This is a genomic window from Pedobacter sp. GW456-11-11-14-TSB4, assembly GCF_059424425.1.
Map to the genome: position 1 here is coordinate 12,960 of NZ_JBWKZK010000001.1, position 13,789 is coordinate 26,748.

The 13,789-nt window shown below is 34.7% G+C and carries 14 protein-coding genes; 3 read left to right on the forward strand and 11 right to left on the reverse strand.

What is annotated here, in order from left to right:
* Positions 1–185 precede the first annotated feature (185 nt).
* Together AC07XU_RS00060 and AC07XU_RS00065 are read right to left on the reverse strand one after the other, a co-directional pair.
* Complete coding sequence (locus AC07XU_RS00060; RefSeq protein ID WP_494941587.1) at positions 186–2,720, reverse strand: ATP-dependent Clp protease ATP-binding subunit; 2,535 nt, start codon at positions 2,718–2,720, stop codon at positions 186–188.
* 643 nt (positions 2,721–3,363) lie between these two features.
* Positions 3,364–4,530 carry a DUF3095 family protein gene (locus AC07XU_RS00065; protein WP_494941588.1) on the reverse strand — a complete coding sequence of 389 codons (1,167 nt, stop codon included), beginning with the start codon at positions 4,528–4,530 and terminating at the stop codon, positions 3,364–3,366.
* 160 nt (positions 4,531–4,690) lie between these two features.
* Here AC07XU_RS00065 and ettA point away from each other — a divergent pair, with 160 nt between their 5' ends.
* Positions 4,691–6,370, forward strand: coding sequence for an energy-dependent translational throttle protein EttA (gene ettA, locus AC07XU_RS00070; RefSeq protein ID WP_494941589.1), 1,680 nt, complete (start codon positions 4,691–4,693; stop codon positions 6,368–6,370).
* 138 nt (positions 6,371–6,508) lie between these two features.
* Here the strand turns inward: ettA and AC07XU_RS00075 are convergent, their stop codons facing one another.
* From AC07XU_RS00075 to AC07XU_RS00100, 6 genes are all read right to left on the reverse strand, one after another.
* Positions 6,509–7,396 (reverse strand): TIGR01777 family oxidoreductase, encoded by an 888-nt coding sequence (locus tag AC07XU_RS00075; RefSeq protein WP_494941590.1) that lies wholly within the window; start codon positions 7,394–7,396, stop codon positions 6,509–6,511.
* 278 nt (positions 7,397–7,674) lie between these two features.
* Positions 7,675–8,073, reverse strand: coding sequence for a hypothetical protein (locus tag AC07XU_RS00080; protein ID WP_494941591.1), 399 nt, complete (start codon positions 8,071–8,073; stop codon positions 7,675–7,677).
* Between the two features lie 12 nt (positions 8,074–8,085).
* Positions 8,086–8,439 carry a hypothetical protein gene (locus AC07XU_RS00085; protein ID WP_494941592.1) on the reverse strand — a complete coding sequence of 118 codons (354 nt, stop codon included), beginning with the start codon at positions 8,437–8,439 and terminating at the stop codon, positions 8,086–8,088.
* Between the two features lie 52 nt (positions 8,440–8,491).
* On the reverse strand, positions 8,492–8,995 hold the full coding sequence (locus AC07XU_RS00090) for a GbsR/MarR family transcriptional regulator (RefSeq protein ID WP_494941593.1): 504 nt from the start codon (positions 8,993–8,995) through the stop codon (positions 8,492–8,494).
* A gap of 139 nt (positions 8,996–9,134) precedes the next feature.
* A complete protein-coding gene (locus AC07XU_RS00095) occupies positions 9,135–9,422 on the reverse strand; it encodes a hypothetical protein (protein WP_494941594.1) in 288 nt (95 codons plus the stop codon).
* Between the two features lie 36 nt (positions 9,423–9,458).
* Entirely contained in the window at positions 9,459–9,734 is a 276-nt protein-coding gene (locus tag AC07XU_RS00100; protein WP_494941595.1) for a hypothetical protein, read from the reverse strand.
* Between the two features lie 99 nt (positions 9,735–9,833).
* On the opposite strand from AC07XU_RS00100, the gene AC07XU_RS00105 reads away from it, so the two are divergent.
* Positions 9,834–10,223 (forward strand): response regulator, encoded by a 390-nt coding sequence (locus AC07XU_RS00105; protein ID WP_494941596.1) that lies wholly within the window; start codon positions 9,834–9,836, stop codon positions 10,221–10,223.
* A gap of 128 nt (positions 10,224–10,351) precedes the next feature.
* Here the strand turns inward: AC07XU_RS00105 and AC07XU_RS00110 are convergent, their stop codons facing one another.
* On the reverse strand, positions 10,352–10,567 hold the full coding sequence (locus AC07XU_RS00110) for a DUF1456 family protein (protein WP_494941597.1): 216 nt from the start codon (positions 10,565–10,567) through the stop codon (positions 10,352–10,354).
* 92 nt (positions 10,568–10,659) lie between these two features.
* A complete protein-coding gene (locus AC07XU_RS00115; RefSeq protein ID WP_494941598.1) occupies positions 10,660–11,967 on the reverse strand; it encodes a DEAD/DEAH box helicase in 1,308 nt (435 codons plus the stop codon).
* A gap of 562 nt (positions 11,968–12,529) precedes the next feature.
* Here AC07XU_RS00115 and AC07XU_RS00120 point away from each other — a divergent pair.
* Complete coding sequence (locus tag AC07XU_RS00120; RefSeq protein ID WP_494941599.1) at positions 12,530–13,003, forward strand: ribonuclease H-like YkuK family protein; 474 nt, start codon at positions 12,530–12,532, stop codon at positions 13,001–13,003.
* Positions 13,004–13,146: 143 nt separating this feature from the next.
* On the opposite strand, the gene AC07XU_RS00125 is transcribed toward AC07XU_RS00120, so the two are convergent.
* A complete protein-coding gene (locus tag AC07XU_RS00125) occupies positions 13,147–13,728 on the reverse strand; it encodes a DUF4468 domain-containing protein (RefSeq protein ID WP_494941600.1) in 582 nt (193 codons plus the stop codon).
* Positions 13,729–13,789 lie beyond the last annotated feature (61 nt).

A 13,789-nucleotide genomic window follows, 5' to 3' on the forward strand; every position in this document is an offset into this window, starting at 1 on the left:
AGAGTTAAGTTTTGTCATTCAGAGCGCAGCGAAGAAACTCTTGATTAAATTAGCGAAGTAACTTAAACATTCCTCGTTCCTCGGATTGACAAAATAAAAGCAAAAAACCCCGAAGTAAAATTTACTTCGGGGTTTTAACTTTTCTTATCCAGACCCTGAAATAAATTCAGGGTGACGCAGATCTATTATGCTCCTTCTTCTTTTTTCTTTTTCTTACCGTTGCTTTTATTTACAACTGTAATTTCTTCTTTTTCTTTATCGTAATCAATCTCTAAAACATCTCCCTCTGCAATATCACCTTTCAATATTTCTTCAGCAATTGGATCTTCTAAATATTTCTGGATCGCACGTTTTAACGGACGAGCACCAAAAGCGCTATCAAAACCTTTTTCTGCAATAAACTCTTTAGCTGTTTCGGTTAACTTAACTTCATAACCTAAAGTATTTACTCTACCAAATAAAGATTTCAATTCGATATCTATAATTTTAAAGATTTCCTCTTTACCTAAGCTGTTAAACACAACCACATCATCAACCCTGTTTAAAAACTCAGGCGCAAAAGCACGTTTTAAAGCATTTTCAATTACACCTCTGCTATGTGCATCGCTTTGGTTTACTTTAGCAGATGTAGAGAAACCAACGCCAGCACCGAAATCTTTCAATTGTCGAGCACCAATGTTAGATGTCATGATGATTATCGTATTTCTAAAATCTACTTTTCTACCTAAACTATCTGTTAATTGACCTTCATCCAATACTTGTAACAAAATATTAAATACATCAGGGTGCGCTTTTTCAATCTCATCTAGCAAGATTACTGCATAAGGCTTTCTTCTAACTTTTTCAGTTAATTGTCCGCCTTCTTCATAACCCACATATCCTGGAGGCGCTCCTACTAAACGAGATACCGCAAATTTCTCCATGTATTCACTCATGTCAATTTGAATAAGCGAATCATCACTATCAAACATAAAGCGAGCTAGTTCTTTTGCCAATTCTGTTTTACCAACACCAGTCGGACCTAAGAAAATAAACGAACCAATAGGTTTTTTAGGATCTTTTAATCCGGCTCTGGTACGTTGTATCGCTTTTGTTAATTTCTTAATCGCATCATCTTGACCAATAATTTTCTCGTTCACTTTGTCGTACATATTCAATAGCTTAGTACTATCTGCTTGTCCAACTCGTTGTAACGGTATACCAGTCATCATCGAAACTACTTCAGCTACGCTATCTTCAGAAACTTCATAACGTTTAGTTTTAGTTTCTGCTTCCCATTCTGCTTTGGCACGGTCTAACTCTTCTAACAAGTTTTTCTCAGTGTCACGCAATTTGGCAGCCTCTTCGTATTTCTGACTTTTAACTACTTTATTCTTCTCAATTTTAATATCCTCTATTTTACTTTCAATAGTGATGATATTTTCTGGAACGTGAATATTTGTTAAATGCACTCTCGAACCAGCTTCATCTAAAGCATCAATTGCCTTATCTGGCAAAAAACGATCAGTAATATATCTAGCAGTCAAACTAACACAAGCTTTAATTGCATCATCGGTATAAGTTACACCGTGGTGTTCTTCATACTTTTCTTTAATACGGTTTAAAATTTCGATAGTTTCATCAGGCGTTGCAGGCTCAATCATTACCTTTTGGAAACGACGATCTAAAGCGCCATCTTTTTCAATGTACTGGCGGTATTCATCTAAAGTTGTAGCACCGATACATTGTATTTCGCCTCTGGCCAATGCTGGTTTAAACATATTCGATGCGTCTAATGAACCAGAAGCACCACCTGCACCAACAATGGTATGAATTTCATCAATAAATAAAATTACATCGGTAGATTTCTCTAACTCGTTCATCACCGCTTTCATACGCTCCTCAAACTGACCACGATACTTTGTACCCGCAACCAACGAAGCTAAATCTAACGTAACTACACGTTTGTTAAACAAAACTCTAGAAACCTTACGCTGTACAATTCTTAATGCTAACCCTTCAGCAATTGCACTTTTACCAACACCAGGTTCACCAATTAAAATCGGGTTATTTTTCTTTCTACGTGATAAAATTTGGGAAACACGCTCAATCTCTTTCTCGCGACCAACAATTGGATCTAAACGACCTTCTTCGGCTGCACGAGTTAAATCGCGACCAAAATTATCTAATACAGGTGTTTTAGATTTAATGTCTGATACCTTTTTAGGCGTAGTAAAACTTTCCTCTTCTTGGTAATCATCATCGCCGCCAGCAGTACCACCACCTTGAGCTTCGTCTCTAAAACCATTTTTATTTACCTCAACCTCTTGTTTAAAGATCTCGTAAGTAACGCTGTATTGCAATAAAATTTGCGATGCAATATTGTCATCATCTCTTAAAATAGACAACAATAAATGCTCAGTTCCAATTAAATCGCTTTTAAATATTTTAGCTTCTAAATAAGTAATTTTTAATACCTTTTCGGCTTGTTTGGTTAATGGAATATTACCCAAATTAACCGTAACACTCGAAGTACCACGAACGGCTTCTTCAATAGAACGGCGAAGTTTTGAGGTATCAACGCCTAAAGACTTTAATATCTTAATGGCCATACCATCACCTTCGCGAATTAGGCCTAGTAGCAAATGCTCAGCGCCTATATAATCGTGTCCTAATCTCAGGGCTTCTTCCCTGCTAAAAGAAATCACGTCTTTTACTTGTGGAGAAAATTTAGCTTCCATAATATGTGTGTATAACCAGTCGACTCTAAACTATAAATTTGTTTTATAAATACGGCCGCTGATTTTTATAATTTATCAACAATTACGCCATTTTGGTGAATAAGGCAGTAGTTATATTTACTAATTAACAAAAAATAACATTCCCAAAAAAGTGCTTTGGCAATACCTTACTTACGTAAATCGGCAATAATTAGGTTTTTAATGGGCAAAACATATTCAAATTCACGATAAATAGCACATTGTCGATTTATTGTAAGGTTTTATCTGCAACTAAAAACTGACAATTTGTTATGAATTTGAAACGATTTTACCACTATTGACAGGCTTGGCTGATGTAATTTTTAGCTTCCAAAAAATAAAGTCGTGATAAATATGTGTTTTAACCAGACTCTCAAATCTTATACGTAACTTCTTATATCTTTAGAAAAGCAGGGTCATTGCTACTATTGAAGTTAGTCCCGCTCTCCACTGCAATCTTTTACCCTAAATCCCCTGAAAGGGGACTGGGTAAAAGTATTTTCGTTGCGATCGGGTTTACAAAGCAAAGGAATTGCTGAAATTGAAGGATTAAAAAGATATGTCCTTTTCTCGTTTGCAACGAGGATTACGGAGCTAAGCGATCGAATCTCCAGATCAGCGATTTTTAATTATTATTGTTCAAAACCTTCATCTTCCCCTTCAAAATCCCAGCAGCTTTCGTGTAACCGCCTTCGGCCCCATCAACAAAATGAATATGATCATCTTTCATATCTCTTACATAGCAAGACATTACTGAGGCATTGCTAATATGGAATCCATAAATAATCTCTCCAGAATTTTCTAAATCATCTAAAACTTTAAATAATTTTTCTCGCTGCGCAACCGTACCACTTATTACAGTATTTATTTTGCCATCCATTACCAAAGTATCAGACATTTCTACTAAACGTTTCAAATATCTTTTACCATGGTTGGTTAAAAAATAAATTGGCCCGAATGAAGTTACAAACCAAGTTTGCAAAAGTTCAAAAAACTTAATCTTTCCTATCCTATTTCGCATTTCGGTTTTAATGCGGTTGTAGGTTGTATTCAACTTCAACTTTTCAACAGAAATCGGCTGTCTTTTTTTTACACCTCCATAAATATCATCAATAGCTTTTAATACTTTACTAAAAGCCATTGCTTGTTTATTTACATCTGGTGCAGCAATTAATAAGGTTAAAATTTCTTGTAAATCTGCCGGCGGACTAATCTGATCCCATCGGCATTGCATACCATCTAAATCAAAATCTTCTAACTCACCGGCAGCTTGATCTAGTTTATAAAATTCATCCTTAATTACATCTTCGGCATAACTCAATCCATCACCCAAAATAACTGGAATAGCAAAAAATCTTGTTAGTCCATATTTACTTAACCTAATTTTACGCCCCTGCTTATAAATCTCTTCAACTGGCAAACTGCCAACTCGTAAATCTAAACCAAAGGTCTGCATCACGTTTGTTTGATAAGCCATTAGCTTTTTCGCAGCTAATTCTACCAAAACATCAGGCACTAAAAAAGTTGCCCCATCACCACCAAAAAAGAAAGGCACTACAATTTTTGCCTTAAAGGCCAAATTAAGTACGGTTACAATACTACCTGTGGCTATATAATTTACATTTTCGCTAGAACCACCTAAAACAGCAGCAGTAGAACCTTTAATATCAGTTAAAATAACATGCCAATCTTTCGGTACATCAAAAAATGATTTATCATTAAGTAATAAATCACTTAATTTACGCCTATTGATAGGCATATCGCCATAAAAATTATGATTTGTTTTGATCACGATGAGGTAGTTATGTTAGATCATCCTTTTAACAAACTTCGGCATAAATTGTTGCATCACCTACTTTAATATTAACTGAAACTTACAAAATATCCACCATTTACCTTCAACCTTTTACCTTCCACCTTAAACGACTATATTTGCACAAATACTAAATCATATGTCAGACGAAAAAATAATCTTTTCAATGGCTGGAGTGAGTAAAATCTATCCACCACAAAAACAGGTTTTAAAAAATATTTACTTATCATTTTTTTACGGAGCAAAAATCGGCGTTGTTGGTTTAAATGGCTCTGGTAAATCATCCTTATTAAAAATTATTGCTGGTTTAGATAAATCTTTTCAAGGCGAGGTAGTTTTTAACGCGGGGTATAGCGTTGGTTATTTGGCGCAAGAGCCAATTTTAGATGAAACTAAAACGGTTCGTGAAGTAGTTGAAGAAGGTGTTGCAGAAGTAACTGCCATTCTTAAAGAATATGAAGAGGTTAATGAAGCATTCGGCTTAGAAGAAAACTATTCTGATGCTGATAAAATGGATAAGTTGATGGCTCGCCAAGGTGAGTTGCAAGATAAAATTGATGCAGTTAATGCTTGGGAATTAGACACCAAATTAGAAAGAGCGATGGATGCTTTACGTTGTCCGGAGCCAGAAACTTTAATTGGAGTGCTTTCTGGTGGTGAGCGCCGCAGAGTTGCCATGTGCCGTTTATTGCTACAAGAACCAGATGTTTTATTATTAGATGAGCCTACCAACCACTTGGATGCTGAAAGTATTGATTGGTTAGAGCAGTTTTTACAGAACTACAAAGGAACAGTTATCGCTGTTACACACGATAGATATTTCTTAGATAATGTTGCTGGCTGGATTTTAGAATTAGACCGTGGCGAAGGTATTCCGTGGAAAGGAAATTACAGCACTTGGTTAGAGCAAAAAGCAAAACGTTTAGCGCAAGAAGATAAAACAGAAGGCAAACGCCAAAAGGCATTAGAGCGTGAGTTAGAATGGGTACGTATGGCGCCAAAAGCTCGCCATGCAAAATCTAAAGCTCGTTTAGCCAACTATGATAAATTGGCTTCTGAAGATGGAAAAGAACGCGAAGACAAATTGGAATTATTTATTCCGGCTGGGCCGCGTTTAGGAAATGTAGTTATTGAAGCTAATGAAGTAACCAAAGCTTATGGAGATAAAATTTTATTCGAAAACTTAACTTTCTCTTTACCTCCTGCCGGGATTGTTGGAATAATTGGCCCGAACGGTGCTGGTAAAACTACTTTGTTTCGTTTAATTACCGGACAAGAAACGCCAGACAAAGGAACTTTTAGAGTTGGAGATACTGTTGCTTTAGGTTACGTTGATCAAATGCACAATGATTTAGAACCAGAAAAAACAGTTTACGAAAATATTACTGATGGTTTAGACAACATTCAATTGGGCAACAAAGCAGTAAACGGTCGTGCTTATGTTTCTAAATTCAACTTTAATGGTGGCGACCAGCAAAAAAAAGTAGGTGTGCTTTCTGGTGGAGAACGCAACCGTGTACATTTGGCCATAACCTTAAAAAAAGGTGCCAATGTTTTATTACTCGATGAGCCAACGAATGATATTGATGTTAACACTTTACGTGCGCTAGAGGAAGCATTAGAAAACTTTGGGGGTTGTGCAGTGGTAATTAGCCACGATAGATGGTTTTTAGACAGAATTTGTACGCACATTTTAGCTTTTGAAGGCAACTCTGAAGTTTATTATTTTGAAGGTAACTATTCTGATTACGAAGAAAACCGTAAGAAAAGATTAGGTGATGTTGCACCAAAAAGAATTAAGTATAAAAAAATAGTTTAATTCAAATTACCGTCATTTCGACGAGGTAAGAGGAGAAATCTCTTGCTCACTGGCAATTATAAAGATTTCTTACTACATTGCGTTCCGTTTCGAAATGACGGTATATTTTTGCGATCGCTTCCTGCTTGAGGATGTCAATTACTTCAAAATATCATTTAATGCACCGTTTATATCTGGAAATTTAAATTGATAACCAGCATTTTGCAAACGCTCAGGAATTACCCATCTACTTTTTAAAATCAGTTCTGTTTCTGTACCAATCATTACTGCACCCATCTTTAACATCCAGGTTGGAGATGGTAAACCAATGCCAACTTTCATCGTTTTGCGTAAAGAATTCATCAAAGCCGCATTAGTAATAGGATTTGGGGCAGAACAATTGAAAACACCAATTAGCTTTTTTTCATTATGCATGAAAAGGATGATGTTGAATAAATCTTCTACGTGAAGCCAGCTGAACATTTGCTGGCCAGTGCCTTGTTTGCCTCCTAAGCCAAAGCGAACTAGGTTTACAAAAGGTTGCATAACACCACCGCCTTCGCCTAAAACTATAGCCATTCTTAAAGCGATTTGCCTTGTATTTGGTAATTTAAAATCGAAGAAGGACTTCTCCCATTTTGTGGCTACATCAACAGAAAATCCAGTTCCAATTTCTCCATTTGCTTCAGTCATGGGTTTATCTATTGCGTGCCTATAAATGGTAGCGGTGCTTGAGTTAAGCCAAAGCGCTGGTGGATTTTCGCAATTTAAAATCGCATCGCCTAAAATTTTGGTTGTTGCCGTTCTAGATCTTAAAATCTCGTCTTTATTTTCTTGATTGTATCTACAATTAACAGATTTCCCTGCCAGATTAATGAGCATCTCTGCGCCATTAAGGGCATTTTCTATTCCCTCTTTATTATCCCACTGGATATGGGCATTATTTCTCGAAATGATAATAACCTCATATGATAATGCGCTAAACTTTTCGGCTAAGTATTTACCAATAAACCCAGTGCCGCCTGCTAAAACTATTTTCTTTTGCATTTTTTTTATTTTTTTGAACTGCCTTTGTAATATAAACCCGACAGAAGCGTAAATACTTTTTTCGAGCCATTAAATTCATCAGATGAATACTGGCAGTATTTTTATATTCATCGGATGACTGCCAAAATCCTCAAAAAAGATTGAAGCGATTGGCGGGACTTAATTTGCCATGAAAAACTGCCCTTGTTTTACTAAAAAATATAAATATAAACTCTTCTTTTTTGTTCTTTAACTGGCAGACCCTGAAATAAATTCAGGGTGAGGAAGTAATTGGTGTCCTATTGCCCTACAAATGTAGGTGCTGTTGGAAAAGGTCTTGGCGCTTGGCTAGCTTTCCTTTTACCTCTAAAAAAGAAATACAAATTTACGAATAACATGACACCTAAATAAACCGCAAAACCGCCTATTTTATAACTTAAAGCCTCAACTAGACTTTGGTAAGTGTTAATATATGGGTTCAATTTTAGGATCATAAGTGCAAAACCTAAATTCAATAAGTAAAACCCAGTTTCAAATAATCTATTGGTTGCTATCGCGATTTCGCTTCTACCTTTAAAAATATCGAGCATATAAATTTTACTGTTTTTAAAAAGTGTTCGAGATACGTAAAATGTTAAGCTTAAAGCTATTGGAACATAAACTGCGTAGCCGATTAAAATTTTTGTTGTTGCTTCCATGATTTCTAGATTTTATGTGGTTTTAATTAATTTTTGAATGCTTGTTGTGAGTATGAAAATGTTTAGGTAGTGCAAAAAAGATAGAATGCAGACGATAATTGCTGTTTTAAAAGCAATAACCTCAACCAAAAGGGATAAGGAGAGAATGTTTTCCCAGCTCGCCAATGTCATTGAGGCATAGCCGATGTTTACCAAATAATACCCTACTAATAACGTTTTGTTAATTTGCTGGCAGAGTTCTAAATGATCTGGAATAAGAGATGCCACGAAAATATTGCCGTTTTTATAACAGATTTTGCCTACTACGACAATAATCAACACAATAATTAAAATGAAGATGCCGTAGCCGATTAAATTATAACTCATAACCTTATATTTTAAACTTTCAGAAATTTTTGAAACTTATAATTAAATTTTTTTACTTCATCATTTTCACAATTAACTTAGTTAGCCAATTGTCTTTATATTCTGTCACTTTATCAATCATCGTATCAGCTTTTGAAACGAAATCGTACAATTTTGTAGTTTGGTCTTTAAAATGTTTTGCCTCTGCAGAACTGTTATCTGTTATAGAACTAACTTCTTTCAATACCTTAAGAGCTGGTTTTATTTCTCTTTTACTTCTCTCTTTGGCAATTTTAGTAGCCAATTCGTCTAAATCTTTTTCTGCTGTAAAAAACTCTCTCCTTTCTCCTGCTTTAAATTCTTTATAAACAATTCCCCAGTCCATTAAAGCTCTAAGGTTCATACTTGCATTTCCTCTAGAAATTTGTAATTCCTCCATAATTTCTTCCATGGAAACAGCATTTGGAGTAACCATTAACAAAGCATGGATTTGAGCCATAGTTTTATTTATACCCCATTGAGTACCTAAAGCTCCCCATGTTTGCACAAATTTATCTTTTGCTTCTTTGAAATCCATAATCAAATGTACAATATGTTTTTAAACTTTCAAAAATAATTGAAAGTTTTTATTAAAAAATAAGTGATGTCAAGAACTGTTATAATTTAAAGCGAGAGGAATGAGAATACCAAAATTAAGACGAAATTGATCTCTAAATTTAAAGCATTAAGGATGTTTGCAAAAATGAGTTTGCCATAGCAATTGCTATAATTAGTGAAACTGCAAAAGCAATATATGTTAACAAAGAAGGTTTTTCCTTAGAACTTTTAATACTGAAGAAAAGCCCTAAACTAATTAATAAAAAACTTATAAATATAATATAGGGTGTGTGCTTAATCTCAATAAAGCTTCCTAAAGTGGTAGAAGATTGAATGGCTATTGCGCTGAACAAACCAAAAAAACCTATAAAACGTAAGGGTACAGAAAAATTTTCTTTATTTATCATTAGCTGAGAGTGATATAGTTAACTAAAGATACAAAATTAAGTGGTAAAATAATTTATCAAAAAAACGCCTGCTACAACTACTAATATAAAAACCAAAACGAATTTAATTTTTACGTTATAACCTTTAAATTCTCCAGATTTCGCTTTTATAATTATATTGGAGATTAAAAATACTAAAGCAGCAATAATTAAATACGGAATAAACTTTTGTAAAACGTAAGTTTCTTTTTTAAAAAACTGTCCTACCGCTACAATTATTAAACAAATGTAGGCGGCATAGCGCAATATCAACTGTAATTTTTGCTTATCCATTATATGGCTAACTTAAAAAAAATAGTTTCAAAGTATTGTAAACTGTAATGATTTTTTGTTGTTATATATTTAATCTTACAATATTATATATTTGCGATTATGAAAAAGATACTTGTTGTTGACGATGATGATGATGTTTTAGAAACCATTCAATTAATCTTAGAAATTGGCGGGTATGATGTTGAACCGTTAAATGATGCCGAATTAATTTTCGAAAGAATTGACGAGTTTAAACCCGACTTAATTTTACTTGATGTTGTTTTAGGTAAAATTGATGGACGGATTGTTTGTAGCCAAATCAAATCTGACGACGACACAAAAAGAATTCCTATCTTAATGATGTCGGGACTATATGATTTAAAAGAGGTTAATGAAATGGAATGTGCTCCAGACGATTTCATGTCTAAGCCATTTAAAATGGATATCCTATTAGAAAAAATAGAGAAATTAGTAAATAGAAAACAGATTTCGAGATATGATATTAATTAGTTTGCCGCTATTTCGAAGGAGTTAACACCGAGAAGTCTGTTAGTTTTTATTACTGTTTTGATAATTAGAATTTAATAATCAAATAGCTCAAGTTTTTCTCCTATTTGTCGAAATGACGTGCATATTTCTTATGCTTTTTTCTCTTCTCTTGGTCCGCGTTTGTAGATTACCAAACCGTTTAAAAAATTACGCAGAATTTGATCACCACATTTTTTAAAATTTGGATGTTCATCGTTTCTAAAAATATCACCTAGTTCGGCTTTTGTAACTGTAAAGCCTACTAGTTTACATATTTCCATGATTTGATCGCTGTTTAAGGATAATGCTACCCTTAACTTTTTCATGATATCGTTGTTGCTCATAACCCTAAATCCCCTGAAGGGGAATTAATTTTGTTTATAAATTTAACTTTACCCTTCCCTTTAGGGATCTGGGTTTACATTGCTGTTTCTATTTTAACTTTTTTATTCTTTACTCTTTCGTTGGCTAAAGTTTTTAAAACTTTTGGAACCAATTTTCGCTTAATGGCTACATAAGATGCCTGATCTTTAACTTCAATTAACCCAACATCTTCTTTTTGCAATCCGCCTTTTTTAAGCAGCATACCTACTATATCTATTTTATTAACCTTATCTTTTTTACCAGCGCTAATGTATAAAGTTTGCCAAACACTATCTTCTGGTAGTTTATAAGGGCCTTTTAGCTTTTCAGTCTCAATATCTGCTTTTAAAAATGGGTATTTTTCTTCATCTGCTAAAATTAAATAAGCCGTGCCTTTGGCATTCATTCTAGCGGTTCTGCCATTTCTATGCAAAAATGCATCTTCGGTATATGGCAACTGGTAATGAATAATATATTCAACCTCTGGTATATCTAAACCTCTTGAAGCAAGATCTGTAGTAATTAAAATCTTAATGCTTCCATTTCTAAATTTTAATAGCGCTCGCTCACGTTCATCTTGCTCCATGCCACCATGAAAAATATCATGTGCTAAATCTTTGTCGATCAACAAATCGCTAATCCGGTCTACAGTTTCCCTGTGGTTGCAAAAAATTAGGGTGGTTTTACTGCCAATTTTACAAATTAACTCAAACAAGGTATCTAATTTATCTTCGGCGGTAGTTTGTACTTTTTTAAGTTTTAAATCTGGTGCCGATTGCACATCTTGCAAAAAATTAATCTCCTTGTGATTTTTTAAACCTGTAAAAGATGGTATTTCTTCCATCGCAGTAGCTGATGTTAAAATACGTTGTTTTAGAGAAAGTAAAGTACCTATGATGTATGACATATCTTCAGTAAAGCCAAATTCTAAGGCTTTATCAAATTCATCTAAAACTAAAGTCGTAACAAATGATTCATCGAAATTTTGATGGCGCAAATGGTAAGCAATTCTACCTGGTGTACCTATAAGTACAGCTGGCGGTTGCTCTAAATTATTGCGTTCGGTTTTTATTGGGTGACCACCATAGCAACAATTTACTTTAAAACCCGTACCCATTTGTTTAAATACTTGTTCAATTTGCAGAGCCAACTCACGCGATGGCACTAATATTAAACATTGAACACCTTTGCTTTCTTTATTGAGATTATTTAAAACAGGTAATAAAAAAGCTAAAGTTTTACCAGAACCGGTTGGTGCTAAAACCAAAATATCATTTCCTTTTTTAGTAGCCGCTACTGATGCATTTTGCATCTCGTTTAATGCAGTAATCTTAAGGTTATCGAGTATTGGTTGAAGTATCATACTGCAAATGTAACAATTGTTTAGCGTAAGGCGCTATTCGGTTAGTGTTTGATTTATCGCATCGGCAACTATCCTTAACACAATTAGCATTAATATCTTTTGAAAAGCAAAACAATGCTACTATTTACGTTAGCCCCGCTATCCACTATCTGCCTACAGCAGGCAGGCAATCTTTTCGTACACTTCAACTAGGCTCAGTATGACACAAAAAGGATTTTCGTTACTATCGGGTTCAATGAACAACCTGCGCTAGGGATTGGAGCGGCATCCTTTTGCCCGAGCGAAGCGAAAGAAGGCAAAAGATACAGCGGAAAGCCCGCTCGAGCGCCCAAATACAATTATCTATTTCATTTAACAATTCACCCCCGTTAATTATTTTCTATTTATTTTATGAGGTAGTGATCCTATCTAACATTTTATAATCTAGATACACTAACGTATCTTGTTGATAACCAAATAAATGTTGACAATTAAACAACATAAATTTAATCATTATCTCACATTAACCTCTTAAATTTAGTAAACCTGATTACGGGTTGTTAACCTTAACACCAATTAACGTATGACTTGGAAAAAATTTAGCGGCGAAGTGATCCACTCGTCAATTCTAGAAGAAGTAGAAAACGCAATTATTCGCGAAACAGAAAATGGTTACAAATTAAAAGTTTGCATCGGAACCGACTCTCAAGTTAAAGGTGCAGTTACAGATTTTGCTACCGTTATTGTGCTTTTGAGAGAGCATCATGGTGGTTTTATGTACATTGCGCAAGACAAGACTACACAGCAAATGGGCATCAAAGAAAGAATGCTTGTAGAAGTGCAAAAATCTATCGAAACTGCTTATTCGGTTTGTGATTTGTTAGATTTATATGACGTAGACCTCGAAGTACACGCAGATATAAACACCAACCCCATGTTTAAATCTAACAAAGCGCTTAACGAAGCAATGGGATATATTTTAAGTATGGGATTTATTTTTAAAGCTAAACCCGAAGCTTTTGCAAGTAGCACCTGTGCTGATAAAATGGTGCATTAAAGGTTTGAAGTTTAGGCGGTTAGCGTTTAGAGGTTAGGAGTTAGGGATTTAGTTGTTTTGGGGTTTAATCTTTCGGTCTTGCCGACTTTCGGGCTCTTCGAACTTACCGACTTCCCAACTTTCGGACTTTCGGACTTCCCGACTTACCACTCCTTCTTTATCACTTTCTTCTCTGCAGGTTTAGCTGAAGTTGCTGGAGTTGAATTTGTCATTTCATTTTTAAATTCTACTGCAAATTCTTTGGCAAATTTAGCTGTCTGCGTTTTGTACTCCTTCCATTCGCCGGCATTTAGCTTACCAGGATTATTTTCTAAAGGCACACCAACCGTTGTACTTGGCACAAAATTGCCGTAACGGTCTCTCATGTATGGGATAAACTTAAAATCTGTAAGCCAAAATCTGTATTTACCCTCTTTTATTTCTACCTGAAAATCATAAATAACTTCCCCCGATGGACGAGACATTACAAGCAAAGTTTTATTGATCACAAATTTACCTGTTGCCATAACTACCCCATCACGCTGTGATTTTTTTAATTTTAATATTTTGCTTTTCTTTTTGATGAATTCATTAGCCCTAGCCTGCAACAAAGCTGGACTTACTGTTAAATTTACAACTTCGTACTGAATGAATTTGCCATTTTCATCAACAGGTAATGTATTTTCAGTTTGCGCATTGGCACTCAAAAAAGATAAACAAACGAATAAACTTAGGAAAAACTTCATAGGCTAAATATAAAAAAAACGTCCCGAAAAATGCGGGACGTTTTTTGAGTAAACGTTTTTA